This window comes from Janthinobacterium sp. UMAB-60, assembly GCF_900095235.1.
Lineage (GTDB): Bacteria > Pseudomonadota > Gammaproteobacteria > Burkholderiales > Burkholderiaceae_D > Janthinobacterium.
The window spans coordinates 400,363-425,317 of sequence record NZ_LT607484.1 but is presented as its reverse complement, the minus strand read 5'-3'; the positions used below and the strand labels follow the sequence as shown (position 1 = coordinate 425,317).

At 64.2% G+C, this 24,955-nt stretch carries 17 protein-coding genes; 10 read left to right on the top strand and 7 right to left on the bottom strand.

Going from position 1 to position 24,955, the window contains the following annotated elements; translation table 11 throughout:
• Nucleotides 1–198 precede the first annotated feature (198 nt).
• The gene (locus K0F86_RS07790) at nucleotides 199–1,020 is read left to right on the top strand and encodes a sulfotransferase (RefSeq protein ID WP_219133864.1); all 822 of its coding nucleotides are present in this window, start codon (nucleotides 199–201) and stop codon (nucleotides 1,018–1,020) included.
• 68 nt (nucleotides 1,021–1,088) lie between these two features.
• Here K0F86_RS07790 and K0F86_RS07785 read toward each other — a convergent pair whose 3' ends face one another.
• The 4 genes from K0F86_RS07785 to cphA (K0F86_RS07770) form a co-directional block, all read right to left on the bottom strand.
• Nucleotides 1,089–3,767 (bottom strand): TonB-dependent receptor, encoded by a 2,679-nt coding sequence (locus tag K0F86_RS07785; RefSeq protein WP_219133863.1) that lies wholly within the window; start codon nucleotides 3,765–3,767, stop codon nucleotides 1,089–1,091.
• Between the two features lie 214 nt (nucleotides 3,768–3,981).
• Nucleotides 3,982–7,125 (bottom strand): EAL domain-containing protein, encoded by a 3,144-nt coding sequence (locus K0F86_RS07780; protein WP_257572035.1) that lies wholly within the window; start codon nucleotides 7,123–7,125, stop codon nucleotides 3,982–3,984.
• Nucleotides 7,126–7,318: 193 nt separating this feature from the next.
• Complete coding sequence (gene cphA, locus K0F86_RS07775; protein ID WP_219133861.1) at nucleotides 7,319–9,889, bottom strand: cyanophycin synthetase; 2,571 nt, start codon at nucleotides 9,887–9,889, stop codon at nucleotides 7,319–7,321.
• A 69-nt stretch (nucleotides 9,890–9,958) separates the two neighbouring features.
• The gene (gene cphA / locus K0F86_RS07770; protein WP_219133860.1) at nucleotides 9,959–12,136 is read right to left on the bottom strand and encodes a cyanophycin synthetase; all 2,178 of its coding nucleotides are present in this window, start codon (nucleotides 12,134–12,136) and stop codon (nucleotides 9,959–9,961) included.
• A 467-nt stretch (nucleotides 12,137–12,603) separates the two neighbouring features.
• Here cphA (K0F86_RS07770) and K0F86_RS07765 point away from each other — a divergent pair, with 467 nt between their 5' ends.
• The 4 genes from K0F86_RS07765 to K0F86_RS07750 all read left to right on the top strand — a co-directional run bounded on the left by K0F86_RS07765 (nucleotide 12,604) and on the right by K0F86_RS07750 (nucleotide 16,436).
• Nucleotides 12,604–14,886: an ABC transporter ATP-binding protein gene (locus K0F86_RS07765; protein WP_257572034.1), complete on the top strand. Its 2,283-nt coding sequence runs from the start codon at nucleotides 12,604–12,606 to the stop codon at nucleotides 14,884–14,886.
• 2 nt (nucleotides 14,887–14,888) lie between these two features.
• Nucleotides 14,889–15,359, top strand: coding sequence for a DUF1854 domain-containing protein (locus K0F86_RS07760; protein ID WP_219133859.1), 471 nt, complete (start codon nucleotides 14,889–14,891; stop codon nucleotides 15,357–15,359).
• A gap of 133 nt (nucleotides 15,360–15,492) precedes the next feature.
• Nucleotides 15,493–15,969: an MbcA/ParS/Xre antitoxin family protein gene (locus K0F86_RS07755; protein WP_257572033.1), complete on the top strand. Its 477-nt coding sequence runs from the start codon at nucleotides 15,493–15,495 to the stop codon at nucleotides 15,967–15,969.
• Entirely contained in the window at nucleotides 15,966–16,436 is a 471-nt protein-coding gene (locus K0F86_RS07750; protein ID WP_219133858.1) for an RES family NAD+ phosphorylase, read from the top strand. Before K0F86_RS07755 ends, K0F86_RS07750 begins: the two co-directional genes overlap by 4 nt.
• 7 nt (nucleotides 16,437–16,443) lie before the next feature.
• On the opposite strand, the gene K0F86_RS07745 is transcribed toward K0F86_RS07750, so the two are convergent.
• Nucleotides 16,444–17,958, bottom strand: coding sequence for an AMP nucleosidase (locus K0F86_RS07745; protein ID WP_219133857.1), 1,515 nt, complete (start codon nucleotides 17,956–17,958; stop codon nucleotides 16,444–16,446).
• Between the two features lie 123 nt (nucleotides 17,959–18,081).
• On the opposite strand from K0F86_RS07745, the gene K0F86_RS07740 reads away from it, so the two are divergent.
• The 4 genes from K0F86_RS07740 to K0F86_RS07725 are packed head-to-tail and all read left to right on the top strand — an operon-like array spanning nucleotide 18,082 to nucleotide 20,613.
• On the top strand, nucleotides 18,082–18,681 hold the full coding sequence (locus tag K0F86_RS07740; RefSeq protein WP_219133856.1) for a TetR/AcrR family transcriptional regulator: 600 nt from the start codon (nucleotides 18,082–18,084) through the stop codon (nucleotides 18,679–18,681).
• Nucleotides 18,682–18,698: 17 nt separating this feature from the next.
• The gene (map, locus tag K0F86_RS07735; protein WP_099666967.1) at nucleotides 18,699–19,502 is read left to right on the top strand and encodes a type I methionyl aminopeptidase; all 804 of its coding nucleotides are present in this window, start codon (nucleotides 18,699–18,701) and stop codon (nucleotides 19,500–19,502) included.
• A 2-nt stretch (nucleotides 19,503–19,504) separates the two neighbouring features.
• Nucleotides 19,505–19,909, top strand: coding sequence for a hypothetical protein (locus K0F86_RS07730; RefSeq protein WP_219133855.1), 405 nt, complete (start codon nucleotides 19,505–19,507; stop codon nucleotides 19,907–19,909).
• Between the two features lie 56 nt (nucleotides 19,910–19,965).
• Entirely contained in the window at nucleotides 19,966–20,613 is a 648-nt protein-coding gene (locus K0F86_RS07725) for an FABP family protein (protein ID WP_219133854.1), read from the top strand.
• Here K0F86_RS07725 and K0F86_RS07720 read toward each other — a convergent pair.
• Together K0F86_RS07720 and K0F86_RS07715 are read right to left on the bottom strand one after the other, a co-directional pair.
• Nucleotides 20,610–23,072, bottom strand: coding sequence for a tetratricopeptide repeat protein (locus K0F86_RS07720; protein ID WP_219133853.1), 2,463 nt, complete (start codon nucleotides 23,070–23,072; stop codon nucleotides 20,610–20,612). The two genes, K0F86_RS07725 and K0F86_RS07720, sit on opposite strands and share 4 nt — an antisense overlap.
• Nucleotides 23,073–23,153: 81 nt before the next feature.
• Nucleotides 23,154–23,933: a helix-turn-helix transcriptional regulator gene (locus K0F86_RS07715; RefSeq protein WP_219133852.1), complete on the bottom strand. Its 780-nt coding sequence runs from the start codon at nucleotides 23,931–23,933 to the stop codon at nucleotides 23,154–23,156.
• 101 nt (nucleotides 23,934–24,034) lie between these two features.
• Between K0F86_RS07715 and K0F86_RS07710 the strand changes: the two genes are divergently transcribed.
• Nucleotides 24,035–24,925 (top strand): DMT family transporter, encoded by an 891-nt coding sequence (locus tag K0F86_RS07710; protein WP_219133851.1) that lies wholly within the window; start codon nucleotides 24,035–24,037, stop codon nucleotides 24,923–24,925.
• Nucleotides 24,926–24,955: the final 30 nt, after the last annotated feature.

The window sequence follows — 24,955 nt, the reverse complement described above, 5'->3', positions numbered from 1 at the left end:
AGTGTGGTCGATACGGGCCTGCGACTGCCTGTGGCGGCTGGCAACAGCAGTATCGAAAGCCAGTAAGCGTGCATTAACCGGGCTTGCCAGTGGGTGTGCCGCTTCGTGATGTACGCGAAGCGGCATTTTTTCTGCCGCCTGCTGGTGCCGTGCTCTCCTATAATCGGGAAATGGCCTTCACAATCTCACAGGTATGCAATGACTCCACATTTTATCGGCGTATCCGGCTTGCCGCGTGCTGGCTCGACGTTGCTGTGCCAGTTACTGGCCCAGCATCCCGATCTGCACAGTGAAGGCAATAGTTCGCCATTGTGCAATGCCTTGCTCGGCATGCGGCATACGATCAGCGACGATCCTTTTTTTCTGTCCCAGCTCGATACGAGCTTCGACGCCAGCTATGGGCATTTGACGACGGCGATGCGCGGCTTCCTGCGCGGCTGGTACCAGGACTGCGGCAAGCAGGCCGTAGTGGACAAGAATCGCGGATGGCTGAAGGCGATGGAGATGCTGCTGCAACTGGCGCCGGAAGCGAAGCTGATCGTCTGCGTGCGCGAACTGGGGCAGGTGTATGGTTCGGTCGAAGCCCAGCACCAGCGTACGATCCTGCTCGATTTCATCGATCACCTGGCCGATTACGACCGGCTGGGCAGGGCCGACATGCTGTTTGGCAAGGATCGTACCATCGGCGCTCCATTGAGCGATTTGCAAGGCATCCCCGACTTGCCACTGGCAGTGCAGCAAAGGTTGTACGTGCTGCGGTTTGAAGACATGATGGCACGCCCGGCCGAATGCATGGCGCATCTGTATGCCTGGCTGGGATTGGCACCGTTCCAGATCGATCCGGGCAAGCTGCGCGTGGGTTTGCGCGAAAGCGACAGCCACTACCGCATGAAATATACGCACCGGCAGTTTTCCAGCATCCGTCCGCCGCAACAGCATGCGATTCCGCCGCGTATCCAGCAGTATATCGAAAATGCTTGCGGCTGGTTTTACGACATGTACTACCCTGCCAATACTTGAAGCAGGCAAAAAAAACGCCAACCGTTGCCGGCTGGCGCTGAAAACCCTCGCAAGGAAGAAAGAGGGGGCTAGTAACTCCAGCGTACCGATAAACCGACGACCTTGTCATAGCGGCGCACATCGCGCACGTAGTCCGGTGTGTCGTGGTAGTCGCGGTAGGTCGAGTCGAGCAGGTTGTTTGCGTCCAGCGTCACCGTGGTGTGCGGGTTGAGCTTGTACGACACCGACGCGTCCAGGGTTTTTGTCGGCGCCACGGTCAGGTGCATGCCCTTGCCGCGGTAGTTGTAGTCGTCCACATATTTATCGCGCCAGCTGTACGCCAGGCGCGCCGACCACGGTCCCTGTTCGTACAGGCCGACGAGATTGGCCGACCATTTCGACATGCCCGTGAATGGATGCACGCCGCCATCGAGTTCTTCCAGTTCGCCCGTCATGTAGGTGGCGTTCGCCTGCAGGCCCAGGCCGCTCATCCAGCCGGGCAGCTTGTCATAGAACTGCTGGTAGGCCATTTCCAGGCCTTGCAGATGGCCCTTCGAGGTGTTGCGCGGACGCGTGATGTCGTACACGATGCCGCCATACGTTTCCTTGGCTGAACCGGACAGGATGTAATTCTTGAAGTTGTGGTGGAATACGGTGGCCGTGACGGAGCCCGTCGGCGCGAAATACCATTCCAGCGCCACATCGAGGTTCTTGCCTTCCACGGGTTTCAGGTCGGGATTGCCGCCGCTGCCCGTCGGGCGCACCATCTCCAGGCTCTGGCCCAGGCTCACGCCGGGATTGAAGTCGGCGAAGTTCGGGCGCTGCACGGCCTTGCCGGCCGTCAGGCGGGCGATCAGGTCCTGGCGCAGCATGGCTTTCAGGGTCAGGCTGGGCAGCACGTCCGTATCCGACGTTTTCACCTGCACCGGCGTGATGATGCCGTTTTGCGAGGAATTGCCTTGCAAATCCTGCTTGGTCTGCACCACGCGCACGCCCAGGGTACCGTCGACCGGTACTTGTGCCAGGTCAAAGCCGATGCGCGCCTTGCCGTACACGGCATTGGTTTTTTCCACATCCCTGTAGTGGGTCATCGGATCGTCGGGGCTGCGTTCGCTGCTGCCCGTAAACAGCTGGCGCAGCACGGCCGTGTTGTTGAGCATGAAGTCGCGGCATGGCGTGAGCCAGCTTTGCAGGCCGAAGTTGCCCGTGTTCTGGTGCGAGGTGCACGCCAGGCCGGGAATCGCGTCCGCATACATGGTCGACGTCAGGCCGCCCTGGCCATTTTTTTCGCGGATCGATTCGGCCTTGCGCTTGGCCAGGCGCACGCCGCCCGAAAATTCGCGGAAGAAGCCCGTGCTGTCCATGTCGTAGGTAACGTCGCCGCGCCAGTCGGTCGAGCTGCCTTCGTCGTGGCTGTGGTTATCGTAGAAGCCGAGCAGCGTATAGTTCTTCGGGTCCAGCATGTTGTAGCCGGGGTAGCTGATTTGCGCGCCGCCGTTGACGTTCGTGCTGCCGATGATGCTGGTCGGATGCGCGAGGAAGTCGAGGATGGGGAATTCGCGTTCGAAGTTGCTGACCGTGCGCGCCAGCTCCGTGGTGGCGCGCAGCTGCGGCGTGATGTCCCAGCGCGCGCCGATGGCGCCTTGCGAGCCGATCGAGCGGTCGCGCCGCGCCTGGGTCGAGCCGAGCGTGAAGGGCGACCACGGGCCGTCGATCTTGCCCACCGTGGCCGCCTGGTTGGTGCCGGGGATCAGAGTGATGTCCGGGTTCTGGCCCCAGGGCAGCGAACCGACGAAGAACTGGCTGTCGAACGCGTGCTTGATCAGGGTCGACATGCCTTCCGCATACACTTCCACCTGCGAGTTCGGGCGCCACTGGAAGGCGGCATTGGCCGCGTAGCGCTTGCGGTCGCCCACGGTCGGGATCATGCCGACGGAATCGGGGCCCGTGATATTGCCCGCTTCGGGGCGCTTCACGGGTTCGGCGTTCCAGATCGTCTCGTCATAGTATTTGCTGCGCTGGTAGGACAGGCCGAGCAGGGCGCCGAATTCGCCATATGGGGTCCTCCAGCGGTTCGAGACCATGCCGCTGACGTTCGGGTCCGTCGAGCCGGACTTGTCGCGGTGCTCGGCGCGCACGTTGCCCGATGCCGTAAAACCCTTGAAGTCGAACGGACGGTTGGTGCGCACGTCGACCACGCCGGCCGTGCCGCCTTCGACCATGTCGGCGCCCTGCGATTTATACACGTCCACGCGCTGCAGCATGGCTGTCGGAATGTCGGCCAGGTACAGGCTGCGGCCCACCGACGTAAACATCTCGCGGCCGTTGAGCAGGGTCACCACGCCGGGCAAGCCGCGGATGATGACGGAGCCCGCCTCGCCGCCTTCGCGGCGGATCTGCACGCCCGTCACGCGGCCGAGGATTTCGGCCACGTTCTTGTCGGGGAATTTGCCGATTTCATCGGCGACGATGGAGTCGACCACCTGGTCGTTGTTCTTCTTGATCGTCTGCGCGCTTTGCGCTGCCCTGCGCACGCCCGTGACGGCGACGACGGCGATGCCTGCATTGTCGGCATTGTCGGTTGGCGCCGCCACCGGCGCTGCTTCTGCCACTTCTGCCGCCGGTGTCTCCACGGCGGGCGCCTGTTGCGCCCAGACGGAAGCGCTGCTCAGCAGGCCCGCGCCGGCCAGGGCGGCCACCGTGGCCTTCAAGGTCAACCGTGTGTTGTGCTTGGGCGTGCGGGTGCCCGTTGCCATCCATTGCTTCATCTTGTCTCCACCTGTATTTTAGTTATGTTGAGAACGCTGCAGCAGTTGCCGCCAGAGCTGAAACTTGCTCAGGAAACATGGTAGGGGGAATGACTTTGCCCCACAAATGACTTCTTTTGCGATGTCCATATCATTTCCGGTATCCCTGCTGCATTCATGCGCCCTGGCGGCGCACTGCACGTTGTCGAATCCGGCGCGTGCCGCACCGGAGGTGTCAGGCGGCGCAGGGCGCGGCGCTGTGCGCCAGCCATGCCATGAAGCGCGCCTGCGGCATGGGGCGGGCAAAGTAAAAGCCTTGCAGTTCGTCGCAGCCGGCGTGGCGCAGCACGTCGGCATCGGCCGCGCTTTCCACGCCTTCGGCGGTGACCGTCAAGCCCAGGGTGTGGCCCAGGCCGATGATGGTTTTCGTCACCGCCAGGTTTTGCGGCGAACCGTGGATGTCCTGCACGAAGCTCATGTCGATTTTCAGCTTGTCGAGCGGGAAGCGGCACAGGTAATTCAGGCTCGAATAGCCGGTGCCGAAATCGTCGATCGACAGCGCAAAACCCAGCGCCTTGATGGCGTGCAGGGTGGCGATGGTATCGTCCACATTGTCCATCAGGATCGATTCGGTCAGTTCGAATTCGATCTGTCCTGGCGTGACGGAAAACTCGCGCAGCACCTCGCGCAAGGTGGCCACCAGGGTGCCGCTTTTCAGCTGGATGGCCGACAGGTTGATCGACACGGCGATGTCGCCCGCGCCCGCCTCGCGCCAGGCCAGCTGCTGGCGGCACGCTTCGCGGATGACCCATGCGCCGATGGAGACGATCAGGCCCGACTCCTCGGCGGCGGGAATGAAACTGTCGGGCGCGATCAGGCCGTGCTGCGGGTGCTGCCAGCGGATCAGGCTTTCCACGCCATTCAGGCGGCTGCTCTGCGCATCGATGCGCGGCTGGTAGTACAGCACCAGTTCCTGCCGCTCGATGGCGTGGCGCAGGTCGCTTTCCAGGTGCAGCTGCTGCAATTGCTGCTCCTGCATCTGCGGCGTGAAAATGCGCGCATGGTCGCGCCCCCCGCTCTTGGCCTGGTACATGGCCGCATCGGCGTGACGCATCAGGGTATCCATGTCGTCGCCGTGGTCCGGGTAGATGGCCACGCCCACGCTGCACGAGACATACAGCACGTTGCCTGCTACCTGGTGCGGCTCGCGCATGGCCGGTATCAGCCGCGTGTCGAGCAGGGCGGCGATGGCCTCCGCGTCGCCGATGCCGTTGAGGATGACGACGAATTCATCGCCGCCCAGCCGGCTGACGGTGTCGCCTTCGCGTACCAGTTGCAGCAGGCGCTTTGAGACCGATTGCAGCAGGGCGTCGCCCACGTGGTGACCCAGCGCGTCGTTGACGTGCTTGAAGCGGTCCAGGTCGACGAACAGCACGCCCACCTTTTCGCCGCTGCGGCGCGCTTGCGCGATGGCGGCCGCCAGGCGCAGTTTTGACACGTGGCGGTTCGCCAGTCCCGTCAGCGCATCGTGGTGGGCCATGTGCTCGATCTGCCGCTCGCTGGCCTTGCGTTCGCTGATGTCGAGCGAGCTGGCGATGAAATGCGTGGTGACGCCATCGAGGTCGCGCACGGCGTTCATCACCAGCCAGGCCGGATAGTTTTCCATCGACTTGCGCTGCACCGAGATTTCTCCCTGCCAGTAGCCGCGCCGCGCCAGGGTCTGGCGCAGGCTGTCGAGCTGCTCGGGAGGGTTGTCCGGCGCGAGCAGGAAAGAGGGGCGCTTGCCGATCAGCTCCACCATGTCGTACAGCGAATGGCGGCGGAAGGCCTGGTTGACGGTAATGATGCGCATGTCGGCATCCATCACGATCAGGCTTTCAGCCGATGCCTCGAACACCTTGGCCCACAATTCCAGGCGCGACTCCATCAGCTTCATCTTGTTGATCGGCGTGAAGGTCGACAGCACGGCGCGCTGGCCCTGGTAGTCGATCAGGCGCGCGGAAATCAAGGCCCAGGTGGGCGTGCCACCGCCGCTCCAGCACACCTCGAATTCATCGACGGCGCCCAGGTCGCTCAAGCGCTGGAAGAAGCGTGAACGGGCTTGCGGACTCATGCCGCCCACCCACGGGTCCAGTTCCAGGCCGCCCTGCCACGCGTGCGCGGCCTGGTTCGCGTGCAGCACCTGGTGATGCGGGATCGAGGTGACCATCAGCGGGATGGGAATGGCGTCAACCAGCTGGCGCTGCGCATCGGCCGCGCTGGCGCGCGCCACCAGGTCCTGCTGCGCCATGCGCTGGAAGTCGAGCTGCTGCAGCATGGTATTGAAGGCGCTGACCAGGCGCCCCGTTTCGTCCTCGCTGTCCCAGATGGCGCGCAGGCTATGGTCGCCCGTTTCGCGCACTTCCTGCGCCACGCGCGCCAGGCGGCGGATGGGCAGGGCGATCTGCCGCGCGACGAAAAACACCAGGCCCAGTATCATCGCCAGCAGCAGCACGGCCGTGCCCAGGTGCAGCCACATGCGCGTGAAAAAGCCGTCCACGCGCAGCTGGATCAGGCGGTGCAATTCGTTTTCCGCCGCGCGCCAGGCACGCTGCAGGGCCGCGACGGCGGCCGCATCGTGCCGCAGCAGCGCGGCGTTGCCATCGGCATGGGCCGGCATGCCGGCCAGCGCCTGGGCGCTGGCGCGAAACTGCGCCACGGCTTGCCGCAGGGCCGCGCGCGAACCGTCCAGGTGCCGGCGCAGCAGCGGCGTGCTGGCCGCGAACGCCTCCGTGTAGTCGCTGCCGATGCCGCCCATGGTGGCATCCATGCGGCCTTCGAGAATCAGGAACTGGGTCTGCAGGCGCTGGCGCTGCGCGCCTTCGGCCGTCGCCAGTTGCAGCGCCAGGGCGCGCGTGCTGTTGATCACTTCCAGCAGCTCGGGAAAGCGCAGGATCACCAGCGACATCGTGTAATAGCTGTCCAGATCCGGGTCGAGGATCAGGTTCGACTGGTTGCCCACGCGCGTGAGCAGTGCGCGTCCGGCCACAAAGGCGGGCGCGGGCGCCATGCCGTCATGTGCCGCTGGCGTGCCGCCGGCCTGGCGCAGCAGGGTGGCGAATTCCCCGCTCAATTGCGCGCTGCGCATGCCTGCGCCGAACTGGCGCTCGGCCTGTTCGATGGCGGTGGCTTGTGCGTCCGCTTGCGCCGTGCTGCGCGTCAGTGGCAGCAGCGCATCGCGGATGGCGGCGATGTAGTCGTTGCCCGCCATCTCCTTGCGCGAGAAATCGATGGCGATGTATTTTTCGTTGATGAGGATGCCGGAAATGAAGATGACGGCGGACAGGTCGAGCAAATAGATCAGCGCCAGTTTGCGCCCCACCGTCAATTTTCCGATCATGCGCGAAATTCTGCCCACCATGCGTGCCCCACCTTCTCGTCAGCCCACTGATGTTTTCTTATGAGCAATTTTCATGCCTGAATTTACAAGCTTGCAAGAGGGCTTTTGCACCATGCGGGTGCGCGCAGGAAGGCGACCGGCGCCAATAAAAAGGGCGGCCCGCAGGCCGCCCTTGTCTGCAGTCAGACTGCGCTTACGCTTCGGCGACGCGCTTGGCGATGTGCGCCAGCGCTTCTTCCACCTGGTCGATCAGGATCAGGCACAGATCGCCTTCGTTCAAACGCGCCAAGGCCTTGTCGATGGCGACGAATTCGCCGTTGATTTCATCGATATGGCTGGTGCGCTTGGCGCCGTTCAAGCCCTGGCGCAGCAAGGCCACGACTTCGCCGTCGGCGCGGCCGCGCTGGCATTGATCCTGGTACAGCAGCACGTCGTCGAAGGCGGCGCCGAGGATTTCCGTCTGCTGGCGGATGTCTTCGTCGCGGCGGTCGCCGGCGCCGCTGATGACCACCGAACGGCGCTTGGCCGGCATGCTTTCCACGGCCTGCACCAGCGCCAGGATGGCGTCCGGATTGTGGCCGTAGTCGGCGATCAGCGTGGCACCCTTGTAATCGAACACATTGAAGCGGCCCGGCGCATTGTCGGCTTCATTGGCAAAGGTTTTCAGGCCCAGCGCGATGGTTTTCCAGTCCAGGCCCACGGCCCAGGCGGCGGCCAGCGACGCCATGACGTTGTCGACCTGGAAGCCGATGGCGCCGTTGCGCGTGATCGGCACCTGCGACAGGGCGATTTCGTGGCGTTCCTTGCCCTGCGCGGCGACCAGCTTGCCGTCTTCCACGTACACCACGCGGTTGCCCTGCGCGCGGTGCGTGGCCATCACGGGATGCGTCTTGTCGGCGGCGAAGAAGGTCACCGTGCCGCTGCAATTCTTGGCCATGCGCGCCACGGCAGGGTCGGTGGCGTTCAGCACGGCCACGCCGCTGTCGGCCACGTTCTGCACGATCACCCTTTTGAGTACCGCGAGGTCTTCCACGGTGGTGATGTAGTTCAGGCCCAGGTGATCCCCGGCGCCGATATTCGTCACCACGGCGACCTGGCAGCGATCAAAAGCCAGGCCTTCGCGCAGCATGCCGCCGCGCGCCGTCTCGAACACGGCCGCGTCCACGTCCGGGTGCAGCAGCACGTTGCGCGCGCTGCGCGGACCGCTGCAGTCGCCGCTGTCGATCTGGCGTCCTTCGATGTACACGCCATCGGTATTGGTCATGCCGGTGCGCAGGCCCGAGGTGGTGAGCAGGTGGGCGATCAGGCGCACGGTGGTGGTCTTGCCGTTGGTGCCCGTGACGGCAACGACGGGGATGCGGCCATCGTCGCCCTCGGCGAACATGGCGGCGATGATGGCTTCGCCCACGGGGCGCGGCTTGCCGAACGACGGCGCCAGGTGCATGCGCAAACCTGGTGCTGCGTTCACTTCGACGATGCCGGCGTTCTGCTCTTCCAGCGGTTTCAGTATGCTTTCGGAGACCACGTCCACGCCGCAGATGTCCAGGCCCACCATGTGCGCGGCGGCGACGGCGCGCGCCGCCACTTCCGGGTGCACGTCGACGGTGACGTCGGTGGCCGAGCCGCCCGTCGACAGGTTGGCGTTATTGCGCAAAATTACGCGCTGGCCCACGGGCGGCACGGATTCGGCCACATAGCCCTGCTTGGCCAGGCTGGCCAGGGCGATGTCGTCGAAGCGGATTTTCGTCAGCGAGGTGGCGTGGCCGCTGCCGCGGCGCGGGTCCAGGTTGACCTGGTCGACCAGTTCGCGCACCGTGTGCTGGCCGTCGCCCACCACTTGCGGCGGGTCGCGGCGGGCCGCTGCCACCATCTTGTTGCCGATGACGAGCAGGCGGAAATCGTGGCCCGGCAGGTAGCGTTCGACGAGGATGTCGTCGCGGAATTCCTGCGCCGCGAGGAAGGCGGCCGTCAGCTGTTCGCGCGTGGTGACATTGACGGTGACGCCCTTGCCCTGGTTGCCATCTTTTGGCTTCACGACGACGGGCAGGCCGATCTCGCAGGCGGCGGCCCAGGCGTCGTCCGCATCGATGGCGACACGGCCGTGCGGCACCGGCACGCCGGCCGAATCGAGCAGCTTCTTGGTCAGTTCCTTGTCCTGCGCGATGGCTTCGGCAATCGCGCTGGTGCCGTCCATTTCGGCGGCCTGGATCTTGCGTTGCTTGCTGCCCCAGCCGAACGTCACCAGGCTGCCTTCGGTCAGGCGGCGGAACGGGATGTTGCGCGCCACGGCGGCGTTGACGATGGCGCCGGTGGACGGTCCCAGGCGCACGTCTTCATCGAGTTCCTGCAGCTGGTGCAGGGCGCCGGTCAGGTCGAACGGCGCATCGTCGAGCGCGGCCTGGCACAGCTGCTGCGCCAGTTCCAGGGCCAGGCGGCCGACGGCTTCTTCCGAGTATTCGACGACGACCTGGAAGATGCCCGTTTCCAGGGTCGGCGTGGTGCGGCTGAAGGTGACGGGGCAGCCGGCTTGCGCCTGCAGGCCCAGCGCCGCCAGCTCCAGCACCTGCGCCATCGGCGCGGCGTTGTAATTGCCCAGCGGTTGCAGCGGGCTCAGATGCGGAAAGCGCGCGCGCAGGCGGGCTTCGAAGCCGGGCAACTGGGCGATGTCGAGTTCCTGCGTGGTGCAGGAAACAATGGCTTCCACGGCGGTGTCGTGGCTCCAGAGGTTAGGGCCCCGCAAGGCCCGTACGCGAGATACTTCCATAATTAAACCGTAATCCTGTTGTGTTCTTGTGGGCCCGGCCGTAGCCGGGCTTGAGTCTTAGCTTGAGTCTTAGTTGCCGATGCAGCCGGGGGCCGCGTCGAACGTGCGCAAGCCTGCGCAAATCAAATCGACGGGCAGGTTCATGGCCCAGGCGGCGGCCGCAACGGCCAGCACGCTGTCGACATTGCCGGCCGTGGCCGGTTTCAGCAGGTCCAGGCACAGCAAGACCGTTTCGATGCCGCCTTCGGCCAGCACGATGTGGTTGCCGCGCACGAATACGGCACGCTGGCCGGCGGCCAGCTGCGCCGCGATGGCCGGCAAGCTGCCATCCTGCGCGTACAGGGTCACCGTGCCGTCGCACAGTTCGGCCAGTTCCAGCACGTGCGCGTTGGCGGCGTTGAGCACGGCCACGCCCGTTGGCACCACCACGTCGACCTGGCTGCGTACGGCCTTGTACAGGCCAGCATCGTCGAGCACGTCGAAATCCTTGACGCTCTCCAAACTGCCCATGTCGGTGACGATGCCGACCTGGCACTTGTCGTAGGCCAGGCCTTCGGCCAGGATCATGCGCGGATTGCTCTCGAACAGGGCCGTCTGCACGGTGCGGTTGAGCAGCAGGCGCTGGCCCGCGTCCCAGTTCACGCAATCGCTGCTGACGACTCTGCGCTGGTCCAGGTACATGCCTTCGCTGCACACGGCGCCCGTGTGCAGGCCCGACAGGTTGAGCAGTTTGCACAGCATGCGCACGATCAGGCTGGCGCCGCGCGTGCCCGTCACGCCGATCAGCGGAATGCGGCCCGTTTCCTCTGGCGCGAACAGGTGGTCGACGATGGCCGCGCCCACAGGGCGGGGCTGGCCCACGCCCGGCTTGATGTGCGCCAGCAGACCGGGGCTGGCATTGACTTCGATGATGGCGCCGCGCTGCTCTGCCAAAGGACGCGTGATGTCGGTGGTGACCAGGTCGATGCCGGCGATATCGAGGCCCACCACGCGCGCGGCCAGCAGGGCCGCATGCACGACGGACGGATGCACGTCGTCGGTGACGTCGATGGCCACGTTGCCGTTCGGCTGGATCAGCACTTTCTGGCCCGCTTGCGGCACGGACAGGGCGGTCATGCCCTGGCGCTGCAGTTCCAGCACGATTTCGCCCGATTCATGCGGCTTGACGGTACCCAATGGAAAATCTTCGCCTTCGCCGCGGCGCGGATCGGTATTGATCTGCGTGTTGACCAGGTCCAGCACGGTGGAGACGCCGTCGCCGTCGACCCACAGGGATTCGCCCTTGGCGGCCGCGATCAGCTTGTTGCCGACGACGAGCAGACGGTGTTCGTCGCCCGTGATGAAGCTTTCCACCAGCACGGCCGAGCTGTCGCCCTTGCGCGCGGCCAGTTCGTAGGCTGCCTTGACGTCCGCTTCCGTCATCAGGTTCAGCGACACGCCGCGGCCATGGTTGCCGTCATATGGCTTGACGACGACGGGCACGCCGATGTCTTGCGCTTCTTCCCAGGCCGCCTCGGCGCTGCGCACCAGGCTGCCTTCAGGGACGCGCACGCCGCACGATTTGAGCAGGAATTTGGTGAGATCCTTGTCGCTGGCGATGCCTTCGGCAATCGCGCTGGTGCGGTCCGTTTCGGCCGTCCAGATGCGGCGCTGCGCGGCGCCGTGGCCCAGCTGCACCAGGTTGCCGTCGTTCAGGCGCAGCGAAGGGATGCCGCGCTCGGTGGCCGCATCGACGATGCTGGCCGTGCTCGGACCCAGGCAGCGCGCGTCGACCATGTCGCGCAGGGGCGCCAGGGCCGCTTCCAGGTCGTAGGCTTCGTCGTTGATGGCGGCCATCAGCAGTTCGCGCGCGGCGGCCAGGGCCGCGCGGCCCACGTGCTCTTCACGCGTGCGGAAAGCCATCTTGTAGACGCCGCGCTGGCTGGTCGAGCGCGTCTGGCCGAAGCCCGTGCGCATGCCTGCCAGGTTTTGCAATTCCAGCACCACGTGTTCGAGGATGTGCGCCGACCAGGTGCCTTCGCGCAGGCGTTCGAAAAAGCCGCCCCGTTCTCCCACGCCGCAGCGGTGCTCGATCATGCCGGGCAGCCATGCCACCAGACGCTCGTACAGGCCGGGCAGGGTATTCGATGGGTAATCTTCCAGTTCGCCGATGTCGACCCAGGCTTCAATCACCGGGCGATACGTCCAGATGTTGGGGCCGCGCAAGTGGGTGACGCGGGCAAATTCGATGTTCTTCTTCTTGATCATGTAAGTGGTTTCTTGATAACAAGCCAGGCGTCTGGGCGCCAGATACTTTATGGTGGCTCTACAGAGTCTTTTCAGGCTCGTGCTTGGTTCTTTATCCCGGGTATGCGCAGTGTGCCACTTTTAGCGGCCTCTTGTCGCGTTTGCTTCTCGTATTCTGCTGCTGTTGTCATACTAATTGTTACTAAATGTTGCCTTACTTGTTATAAAGATACCGACTCCGGGCCAAGCTGGAGCATTTGCGCAACAGCGGGCTGTTGTATACTTGTCGCTGGTCGATGGCTGCTCATTTTTTGCGCCGTTTTGCCATCCAATCCTTACCGGCAGGCATCCATTCGATACAATACAGGAAATTGCCACTGGTGCATCCACCTCGCCATCGCGCAGTACACAAACATTGATCGGGCGTCTGCCCCATCCCCCAAATCCCGCCCTGAAGGGCTTGGCCTCGAGCCGGAGTATGCTTTACGATGACAACTGAACTGAGTGTTCCTGCAACAACTATTCCCCTCAACTCGCTGCCTGCGCCTGTCGCAGAGGCCTGGCTGGCGGAGGTGGAGAGCAAGCTTTCTCCAGGGGAGAACGTTTTAAGTAGCGTTGAGGTTGACCTCGATGCGCGATTACGTTTCACAAAAGGCATAATTGTTGTCACCGAGAAGCGTTTGCTTGCCCGTTCGCCGGGCGATACCACCTGGAAAAGCTGGTCTTTCCGCCCCGGACTGCGCCTGACGCACCATGACCACGCCGGTGTCGGCCACCTGGAATTGTTCGATGACCACGGCCGCCTGGCCTCGTGGCGTTTTACTTTGGGCCAGAATCTGCATGCGATCCGCGTGCTGGAGCAGTTCGTCGAGCGCCTCGACAGCCACCTGACGGGCCAGCCCGTGCTGCAAGCGGAGCAGGAAGTGTGTCCGAGTTGCAAGGCGCCTCTGGAGCCGGAGCAGGAAGAATGCCCGATCTGCGCCAAGGTGCTGTACACGCCGCCATCGACCTGGACCCTGTTCCGCCTGTGGCGCTTCGCCCACCCTTACCGTGGCCAGCTGGCCCTGGGCTTCATGCTGATGCTGCTCTCCACTGCCGCGCACATGATTCCGCCTTACCTGACGGCGCCGCTGATGGACAATGTGCTGATCCCGTATCAGAACGGCAAGCACATCGACCCGTGGCTGGTGGTGTACTACATGAGCGGCTTGCTCGGTTCGGCCCTGCTGGCCTGGCTGCTGGGCTGGGGCAAGACCTATGTGCTGGCCCTGGTGTCCGAACGCATGGGCGCCGACTTGCGCTCGGCCACGTATGAACACCTGATGAAGCTGTCGCTGGAATTTTTCGGCGGCAAGCGCACGGGCGACCTGATGTCGCGCATCGGCAGCGGCAGCGACCGCATCTGCGTCTTCCTCTCGCTGCACTTGCTCGATTTCGCCTCCGACGTGCTGATGATCATCATGACGGGCGTGATTCTGTGGTCGATGAATCCGTGGCTGGCCATCATGACCCTGGCACCCTTGCCTTTCATCGCCTGGATGATCCACCTGGTGCGCGACCGCTTGCGCACGGGCTTTGAAAAGATCGACCGCGTGTGGAGCGAAGTGACCAACGTGCTGGCCGATACCATCCCCGGCATTCGCGTGGTAAAAGCGTTTGCGCAGGAAAAGCGCGAAGCGGCCCGCTTCCGCGACGCCAACGCGCACAACCTGGCCGTCAACGACAAGTTGAACAAGGTCTGGTCGCTGTTCTCGCCTACCGTCTCCTTTTTGACGGAGATGGGTTTGCTGGTCATCTGGTGCTTCGGCATCTGGCAATTGTCGCGCGGCGAAATCACCGTCGGCGTGCTGACCGCCTTCATCGCCTACAGCACGCGCTTCTATGGCCGCCTCGATTCCATGAGCCGCATCGTTTCCGTGACGCAGAAATCGGCGTCCGCCGCCAAGCGCATCTTCGACATCCTCGACCACGTGTCGAGCGTGCCGGAACCGGCGCACCCTGTGAAACTGGAGAAGATCGAAGGCAGGATCGACCTGCGCGAAGTCGGTTTCCGCTACGGCAACCGCGCCGTCAACCGTGGCATCACGCTGAACATCAAGGCCGGCGAGATGATCGGCCTGGTGGGCCACAGCGGTTCGGGCAAGAGCACGCTGGTCAACCTGATCTGCCGCTTCTATGACGTGTCGGAAGGGGCGATTTTGCTCGACGGCGTCGACATCCGCTCGTTCGCCGTGTCCGACTACCGCCGCAACATCGGCCTGGTGCTGCAAGAGCCGTTCCTGTTCTTCGGCACCATCGCGGAAAATATCGCCTACGGCAAGCCGCACGCGTCGCGCCAGGAAATCATCGCCGCCGCGCGCGCGGCGCATGCGCACGAATTCATCCTGCGCCTGCCGCAAGGCTACGATTCGATGGTGGGCGAGCGGGGCCAGGGTCTGTCCGGCGGCGAACGCCAGCGCATCTCGATCGCCCGCGCCCTGCTGATCGACCCGCGCATCCTGATCATGGATGAAGCGACATCGTCGGTCGACTCGGAAACGGAAAAAGAGATTCAAAAGGCGCTGGACAACCTGGTGCAGGGCCGCACGACGATCGCCATCGCGCACAGACTGTCGACCCTGCACCGGGCCGATCGCCTGGTGGTGCTGGACCGGGGCCAGGTCGTCGAAGTGGGCAGTCACGATGAGCTGATGGCGAAGGAGGGCGCCTATTTCCGCCTCTACGAAGCACAGGCGCGCAACAACGAACTCGCCCTGGATGACAAGGAATAAGCATGGCCAGTACAACTTTTACATTAAGCCGCGACCCCTTCGGCAAGCTGGTGATGACGGCCGAAGACGGCCAGGTCTTTGAAGGCGTGGCGCCCGTGCGCGCCTTCCCCATCCAGTCGCCCGACGAAGGCATTTCGCTGGTGCTGGGCAACGGCAAGGAAGTCGCATGGATCGAGCGCCTCGACGCCTTGCCGGAGCCGGCGCGCAGCCTGCTGCGGGAAGAGCTGGAAGGGCGCGAATTCATGCCCGAGATCGCACGCGTGAAAAGCGTTTCCAGCTTTGCCACGCCATGCACCTGGCATGTGGACACGGACCGGGGCGAGACGCAGTTCGTGCTCAAGGGCGAGGAAGACATCCGCCGCATTGGCGCTGCGTCGCTGCTGATCGCCGATAACCACGGCATTCACTTTTTGATCCGCGACATGTTCAATATCGACAAGACGACGCGCAAGATACTCGACCGCTTCCTGTAAGGAGCGCCCTGGAACGCGGCGCAGTGCCGCCGCTCATGCCGTTCAGCCTGCGCTGAACGGCATTTTTTTTGACATGAGCAAACCTTGTGATTTGCCTCATTTGAGCTATACTGATGTCTTAAAGGAGGCGATTATGGCGCAGCAAGTTGACATTCCCGTCCCGCTCCAGCAAGCGAGGACGCTATACGAGGGCATGGTGCTGTATGGCTTTGATACTGATGCGCGCATTGCGCTGATACGGCGGGGCATTCCAGCTTCGACGATCAGCCGCCTGTCTGCGCGCATGGGCATGAGCAAGGAATTCCTGTTGTCCAGCCTGGGACTGTCGCGTGCCACCATCAGCCGCAAGGAGAAAGACGCCAGCTTGCTGTCGAAGGATGAATCGGAACGCGTACTGGGTGTTGAAACCCTGATCGGCATGGTGCAGGCGATGGTCGAACAATCGGGCGATCCCGCCGGCTTTGACGCGGCGCGCTGGGTCTCCGATTGGCTGAGCAAGCCGCTGCCTGCGCTGGCGGGCGCGACGCCGGCCAGCTATATGGATACCTTCGAGGGACAAAAACTGGTGGTGCAATTGCTGTCCATGACGCAGAGCGGAGCCTATGCATGAATGTGCTCTGGCGTATTGCCGTCGAGACGCCAGCCTATCCCGCCAGTGACCTGAGCGGCACCGGCGCGAGGATCACGGGCGGCCGCTGGAACAGCCAGGGCGTCCCCGTCGTGTATTGCTCGACAAGTATCGCCCTGGCCACCCTGGAAACCGTGCATTACCTGCGCGGTGGCGGCCTGCCGTTCAACCGTTACCTGGTGCGTATCGCCATTCCCGATGGCGTATGGAATGCGCGCCAGGTACTCGACCCATTTCCCGGCGGCTGGGATGCCATACCGGCCGGCTTGTCGGGCAAGCGGGCCGGCGATGGCTGGATCGCAGCGGGAAAATCCGCCTTGCTGCTGGTGCCTTCCGTGATCGTGCCCGACGAATACAATGTCTTGCTCAACCCCTGCCATGCCGATGCCGCGGCGGTCACCGCCAGCACCGTCAGGCGGTGGAGCTACGATCCCCGGTTTTTCCCTTGACGCACGCTTACTGAAACGCCACTTCCGCAAAGCTGCGCAATTTGCGGCTGTGCAGCCGGTCCACGCCCTGGCGGCGCAGCAGTTCCACGGCGCGGATGCCGATGCGCAGATGCTGGTCGACCCGCTCGCGGTAGAAGTGGTTGGCCATGCCGGGCAGCTTGATTTCGCCGTGCAGCGGCTTGTCGCTCACGCACAGCAGGGTGCCGTACGGCACGCGGAAGCGGAAGCCGTTGGCGGCGATCGTCGCGCTTTCCATGTCCAGCGCGATGGCGCGGCTCTGGCTGAAACGGCGCTCCGGCGTGCGCTGCGGCAGCAGTTCCCAGTTGCGGTTATCGGTGCTGGCCACCGTCCCCGTGCGCATGATGTGTTTCAGATCATGCCCCGTCAGTTGGGTGATTTCCGCCACCGCCGTTTGCAGCGCCTGCTGGATTTCCGCCAGCGGCGGGATCGGCACCCACAGCGGCAAGTCTTCGTCGAGCACGTGGTCTTCGCGCACATACGCATGCGCCAGCACGTAGTCGCCCAGGCTTTGCGTGGTGCGCAAGCCCGCGCAATGGCCGAGCATCAGCCAGGCGTGCGGGCGCAGCACGGCGATGTGGTCGGTGATGGTCTTCGCATTGGCCGGTCCCACGCCGATATTGACCATGGTGATGCCGCTGCCGTCGGCGCGCAGCAGGTGATACGCGGGCATCTGCGGCAGGCGCGGCGGCGCGGCGCCCAGCGCATCGTCGCTTTCCACGGTCTGTCCCACGCGGCGCGTGACGACGTTGCCCGGTTCGACAAAGGCGATGTAGCCGTCTTCGTCCGAGGGTGCGGCGGCGTCCGGCGCGCGCTCCATCATGGCGTGCCCCAGGCGGATGAATTCGTCGATGTAGAACTGGTAATTGGTAAACAGGACGAAGTTCTGGAAGTGCTGCGGCGAGGTGCCGCTGTAGTGGCGCAGGCGCTGCAGCGAGTAATCGACGCGCGGCCCCGTGAACAGCGACAGCGGCTGCGCTTCGCCGTGCGCCGGTTCGTGCGTGCCGTTGGCGATGCCGTCGTCCATGGCCGACAGGTCGGGCAGGTCGAACAGGTCGCGCATGGCCAGGCGGCGGCCCGCATCCATATTGCCTTCGATATGGTCATGCTCGGCGAACGAGAAATGCACGGGGATGGGCTGCGCGCTGACGCCCACTTCCAGGTGTACTTTCTGGCCGCTGTTATGGTTTTTCAGCAGCAGGGTGAACTGGTCGAGGTAATAGTCGCCGAACAGGTCGGGCCGCGTCAGCGTGGTTTCAAATACGCCGGGACCGGCGACAAAACCGTAAGCCAGCGGCGAGTCGGCGCGCGCCACGGTGTCCGTCTGGATGCGCACGAAGGGGTAGCAGGCGCGCACGCGCTCGTGCATGTCTTCGCCGGCGACAAAGCGCTGCAGCGCATCGCGCAAGTGTTCAATGCTGCCGCGGTAAATGGCTTGCACCTGTTCCAACGCCAGGCGTGGATCGTCGAAGCGGGAGGAGGCGATGAAGGGGGGCGTAAGCAAGCGGATTCTCCTGGTAGCGGTTCGTGCATACCATTGTAAGGCAGCGGGGCAACTCGCGTTGGACGCGTTTCTTGCCTGCCTGGGGCGCTTGACGGATTCAAATAGAATCTGTATTCTATTTGAATGGTCAGACTCGCCAAATTCAACGAAAACAACTTCATCGACAGCGCGATCGCCGTCGCCGCCCAGTGCGGCGTGGCCGCCGTGTCGATGGCCGCCATCGCCGTCAAGGCCGGTGCGCCCATCGGTTCCGTGTATCACCGCTTCGACTCGCGCAACGCGATTTTGGCGCGCGCCTGGCTGCGCGTGAAAGGCGACTTCCGCGAGGAGGTGGCCAGCCGCTGGCTCGGCGGCGACACCTGGGCCGGCGTGCACGGCTTGCTGGACTGGTGTCGGCGCAAGCCCGTGTACGCGCGCTTCCTGCTGCAATGCGCGGACAGCCCCGATTTCAGCAGTGGCCTCAGCGAGGACTTGCTGGCCGCCGTGGAAGAGGAGCAGGCGGCGCTCGACGCCTGCTTTGTGCGCTGCGCCGAAGCCATGCCCGCCACCACGGAGCTCGACCTGGACCACATGCTGCTCAAATTCGTGCTGATCGACGCGCCCGTGGCGGTCGTCAAGCCTTACCTGACCCAGGAGCGGCCGATACCGGCCAGCGTCGACGCCATGCTGCGCGCTTCGCACGACGCCGTGCGCGGCTGGGCCTTACATGCCACATCACACTAACAAAGAAAAGAATCCCCATGCGCTATTCCACCCAGCTTGAACACGGCAAGAAAATCCCCCTGCACGACGAAGAAGGTTTCATCGGCATGCGCGCGGCCGGCCGCATCGCCGCCGACACGCTCGACTACATCGCGCCTTTCGTGAAACCGGGCGTCTCGACGGCCAAACTCGACGCCCTGTGCGAAGAATTCATGCGCGCCGCCGGCGCCATCCCCGGCACCATCGACTACCACGGCTACAAGCACGCCAGCTGCATCTCCGTCAATCACGTGGTCACGCACGGCATCCCGTCGGAAACGAAAATCCTGAAAGTGGGCGACATCCTGAACATCGACGTGACGCCGAAGTTCCAGGGCTGGTTCGGCGACACCAGCCGCACCTTCAAGGTGGGCGCCGTCTCCATCCTGGCCAACCGCCTCGTCAACACGGCGTATGAGGCCATGATGGCCGGCATCCACACGGTGCGTCCGGGCGCGACCCTGGGCGACGTGGGCGCCGCCATCGAGGCGGTGGCCAAGGCGCAGGGCTTTTCTTCCGTGCGCGACTTCTGCGGCCATGGCGTGGGCCAGGTCTTCCACGACACGCCGCAAGTGCTGCACTATGGCCGCGCGGGCACGGGCATCGTGCTCGAACCGGGCATGATTTTCACGATCGAGCCGATGCTCAACGTGGGCAGCTATCAGGTCAAGGTCTTGCCCGACAAATGGACGACGGTAACGAAAGACCGTTCGCTGTCGGCGCAGTTCGAGCACTCGCTGGCCGTGACGGAAACGGGTTTTGAGATTTTCACCCTGACCGGTTCGACCGATCCGCTGGTCTGAGCATGGATGCGGCCAGTGCCAGCCTGACGCAGCGCCTGCTGAACAAATACCGGCACGACGCGGAAGACGCGCTGCAGCAGGTGGCGCTGGCCGTGCAGCAGCAGGAAGGCATCCGCAGCGACAGCGTGCTGCGCCTTGATCGCATCGCGGCCCTGGCGCCGCCCGTCGCCGGCGTGGTGATGCTGGCCGAGTGGCTGGCCTATGTGGACTGGGAAGGCTTCGACAGCGCCTTGTACGTCAATATCGACGCGGTGGCGGCGTTCATCGCCGATGACTTGCTGCTGCCCGAGGCGGGCGCCAATCTGCTGCAAACGCGCGCTGCAGCCGTGTTTGAATCGCAGCGCCCTTTGCTGGCGACAGCGGCCTTGCGGTTCATCGAACGCCACATCGCGCTCTTTCCCGGATAGCGGCCTGCGTCTTACAATGGCGGCAAGCACTGTTGCCCCATTTTGAAGACTTCCGCATGAGCGATTTTCCCGAAGATATCTACACCGAGCCGTCCGCCGACGTGCATACCCTGAACAATCTTGGCCCCTTGACCGGCATGGCCGGCATCTGGACGGGCACGCGCGGCCTGGACGTCAAGCCGAAAGCGGACGGTCCGCGCAAGCAGGTCTTCGTCGAGCGCATCGAACTGCAGCCGATCGACCCCGTCACCAACGGCCCGCAACTGTTCTACGGCTTGCGCTACTACATCCACATCACCAAGCCGGACCAGGTCAAAACGTATCATGAGCAGGTCGGTTACTGGCTGTGGGAGCCGGCCACGGGCGCCGTGATCCAGACCCTCGCCATCCCGCGCGGCCAGATCGCCATGGCGTCCGGCACGACGACGGCGGACGCCAGCAGTTTCGAACTGGTGGCCAAGCGCGATTCGACGGCGTACGGCATCTGCTCGAACCCTTTCCTCGAACACGCGTTCACCACCGTCGAATACCGCATCAAGGTCGACATCCACGCCGACGGCACCTGGGGCTACGACGAAGACACGGTCATGCTGATCCGCGGCAAGGACGAACCGTTCCACCACACGGACCGCAACCTGCTGACGAAAATCGCCGAGCCGACACCGAACCCGATGGCCTTGCAGGCGCTGGCGGCAGCCGCTTAAGGCTGTCCCTGCGCGACGGCCTTGATCGCGCGCTCTTCTCCCATGGCGGCGGCGATCTTCCAGCGCTGCATGGCGCTGGCGCGGTCCGGGCGTTTTAATCCAGCGCCTTCCCAGTCCATCAGGCCCAGGTTGTAGATATCGCCCGCGCTGCCCTTGTCGGCGGCCAGGGTGAACCATTTGCGCGCTTCCTTGTGGTTGACGGGGATCTGGTAGCCGCGCACGTGGTACAGGCCCAGCAAATGCATGGCTTGCGCATTGCCCTTGTTGGCGGCCTGTTTCAGCAAGTCCAGCCCGCGCGCCATGTTGCGCGGCTCTTGCCAGCCTTCGGCCAGCATCACGCCCTTCGCCGTCAAGGCGTAACTGTCGTTTTTCAGCAGGCCCTTGCTCACCAGGGGCTTGGCGGCCACCTGGCGCGCTTCGCGCTGCTGCGCCGTCGGCGCGATGGCGGGACCGCTCTTGCCTTCGCCCATCAGCAGCATCCAGCCATATAGTCCATACGCGCCCGCGTCGCCCTTGCCGACCAGGCTTTCCAGCATGGCCAGCGCCTGCGCCTTGTCGCCATTTTCGTACAGCTTGACGGCTTTGGCGCTGCTCGCATCCTGCTGCACGACTGTCGGCGCATGGAGCGCGACGGGCGCCGAGGCCATGGCCGCCTGTTGCGGCGGAGCGGCCGGGCGCACGCGCACGGGCAAGCCATAGCTGGCGGCCAGCACGGCCAGGCTGGCGGGCGCGAGGACCAGCACTTGCGCCAGCTGGTTGCGGCGCCCCTTGCCGGCGATGCCCATGGCGCGTGCGGCCTGCTGTTCGCCGCCCAGCGCTTCGCTCAGCACGGCTTTGACCTTGCGGTTGAACAGCCAGTAGCCGGCGGCAGTGACGAGCAGGCCGGCGACGGCGGCGGCGCCGCGTCCCGCAAAGAACCAGGTGGCGATGGCGGCGGCCAGCGCGGCCAGCGCGCTTTTCCACCAGAATTGCTTGGCTAGCCGCGTGTAGACCTGGCGCAAGGCCCCGAGCACGCAGGTGCGCACATTCTGCGCATACTCGGCGGAGACGACGTCGACGTGCGCGTGGTCGGCGTCGCCGCTGAGGACAGACTCGATCACGTCCGCATTCAGTTCCGAGGCGGCCACGTCGCGCAGCGGCGTCAGCAAACCCTGTACATGGGCCGAGAACAGGCCGTCGTCGGCGCTGCCGGCGAGCGCATCGCTGAGCGCCTTGAGGTCGCCGCGCAGCAGCTTTTCCACGATGTCGTCCAGCGTCAGCCAGCGCAAGTCCGTGCCGTACGCCACCAGGTGGTGCTTTTCGGCGTTGCACGATGCGTCCAGGCGCACGATGCGCAGCTTGCCTCCGTACAGGGCGTCGACTTCCTGCGGCTGGTCTTCATTGTAAATGCTCACTTTCGCCAGGGCCAGGCTGCTGGCAATGGCGGCCAGTGAGTGCACGCTCTCCTTGTCGCGGATGCGGCGCGCGTCGTCGGGCGCCTGCTTGGGCAGGCTGACGCCGTAGCCGGGCGCGACGTGCACGTCGACCCAGGCCGCCTTGCCCACCTTGCCGGAACCGTCGCAGGGGTTGCAGCGCAAGTCGCCCACGCCGCTGCAGGTACGGCAGGTGACACTGCCGCTGGCGCGGCAGGTGCCGCAATTGATGTTGCCGGAACCGTGGCAGCTGTTGCACGTGACCTTGCCGTAGCTGCAATGGTAGCAATTGCGATGCTCGGTGCGGTATTGCGTGCGCGTTTCGCTGTGGTAGCTGGTATGCGAGCTGCCGTTGCTGTAGGTGGTCGTGGGCACCTGCACCGTCACGTAATCGGTGACTTGCTCGGACACGGTGCCGCTGCCGCTGCAATACGAGCACGACACCTTGCCGCTGCCGTAGCAGCCATACGCGTCACAGCTGACGGTGCGCCCGCCGTGGCAGTTCCAGCAGGTTTCCGTGGTCAGACCGTGGCAGGTGTGGCAGCTGATGCGGCCTTTTCCATGACAGTTGTTGCAGGTGTCGAGGTGCCAGTACTTGACGGCGTGCGGCAGGTAGATGCCCGCCTCGACCCCATTGTAGGCCTGGCCCGCCTGGCGCAAGGCAGCGTCGAGCTTGCCCGCCGCGCGGCGCAGCCGTTCCTTCTCCTGCGCGTGAGCGAGCGCTCCCACCTCGTGCGAGCCACAGCGGCAGTCATTGCCCGATGGCGTGAAGTAGCCATTGATGACGCGCTGTTCGAAGCGCGCTTCGAGCGCGTAATTGGCTTGCAGGGAAAAATCCTGCAGCACGTCTTCCTCGCCCAGCGGCGTGATGTCCTGCGGCTCGAAACGCGTCTTGTCCTGCACCAGCGTGTGCAGCTTGCCCAGCACGGTGGGGATGTCTTCCTTGTCCAGGCGGATGGGCGCTGGCGCCGTCACGGTCGTCTCTGTCACCTGTGGCGCATCCTCGCTGCCTGGGGTTTCATGGGCCGTCTCGGTGCTGGGGTTCATGCGCATCCTTTTGCTCTCTGGAAAGATGTTTGAATTTTAGCATCCTCATATGACACAGCATGACAAAGCGGATCCGCTTTGTCAGCGCAGGCCGCGGCGGAACTGGTCCGGCGTGCCGCCGCTCTGGCGGCGAAACATGGCGATGAAAGCGGAAGCCGTGCTGTAGCCCAGTTCCAGCGCGATCGCCTGCACGGTGTCGCCCTGTTCCAGCAGGGGCAGGGCCGCCAGGAAGCGCTGGCGCTGGCGCCATTCGCCGAACGGCATGCCCAGTTCGCGCTGGCAGCGGCGCGCCAGCGTGCGTTCGGTCACGTGCAATTGCGCGGCCCACTCGGCCAGTGAGCGGTTACTCCCCGGCTCCGCCTGCAGGGCGGTCAGCAGCGCCGCGATGACGGGCTCGTCGCTGCCGGGCAGGTAGTTGCGGCTGCACGGCGCCAGCTGCAACTGGTCGACCAGCACCTGCGCCAGGCGCTGGTCGGCCTCGGTGGCGGGCGTGGTGACGCCCCTTTCGGCAAAGTCGCCGAGTATGGCTTTGAGCAAGGGACTCAGCACCAGCGCGCACGGCTGGGCCGGCAGCTGCGCGCACAGGCCGGCATCGATGTAGGCCGAGTGAAACACGACATCCTGGCGAATATAGCCGTCATGCAAGGTGTCCGGCGGTATCCACACGGCATACTGGGGCGGCGACAGGTAGCGCTGGCCCGCCACCATGATTTCCATCACGCCCGTGGAGCAATACGTGAGCTGGCCCCACGGATGGCTCTGGTAATCGAACTGCTGGTGCGCGTGGTAATCGTCGAGGCGAAAGTACACGGGATAGGGCAGGGCGTCGGAAACGGCGGGAAAATGCTGGTTGCTGGCCATGGGGTCTTTGTCCTGTTCTTCGCATCGATTGTCCGGTATTCATTATATCCATGGAATCGGACCATGCGAAAATGGCGGTATTCAAATCTGGAGTCCGCCGCATGCAAGCCAAGCATTATCTGTTTCCCGTGATCGCCGTGCTGATCTGGGCCATCAATACCATCGTCAGCAAGATGGCCGTCGGCGTGATCGACCCGGCCGCCATCTCGTTCTACCGCTGGCTGCTGGCCGGCGTGCTGCTGGCGCTCGTGTTTGCCCGCCCCGTGTGGAAGCAGCGGGCCGTGGTGCAACCGTATCTTGGGAAACTGTTTGTGCTGGGCATGCTGGGCATGGTCATGTACCAGTGCCTCGCGTACATCGCCGCGCAAACGACGACGGCCACCAACATGGGCATTCTGGCGTCGATGATGCCGCTGCTGGCCGTGGGCCTGTCCGTACTGGTGTTGAAAGAGGCGCCCACCGTGGGCGGCGTGTTCGGCGGCATCGTGTCCTTGCTGGGACTCGGCTACCTGCTCAGCCATGGCGACCCGGCCGCGCTGCTCGCCCATGGCGCTGCTGTGGGCGACGCGCTGATGCTGCTGGCGTGTTTGTCGTATGCCGGTTACGGCGTGTTGCTCAAGCGCTGGAAGATTCCCCTGAATAACTGGCATTCGCTGCTGATCCAGGTCTGGTGCGCCGTGCCCGTGCTGTTCGTGTATTACCTGAGCCAGTCCGCGCCGCCCGTCACCAGTGCCGGCTTGCCGCTGGTGCTGTTTGCCGGCATTCCCGCCTCCATCATCGCGCCGTTTTTGTGGATGCATGGCTTGGCCAAGCTGGGCCCCAGCCGCGCGACGACCTTGATGAATTTGCTGCCCGTGTTCACGGTGATCATTGCCATGCTGTTCCTCGGGGAAACCTTGCACAGCTACGATGTGATCGGTGGCGGCGTGACCCTGCTGGGCGTGCTGATGGTGCAAACCCTGAAACGTCCATTGAGGCGCGCACAAGCGTAGTATTTTTGCTATGCTGGTATTTTGTAAAGG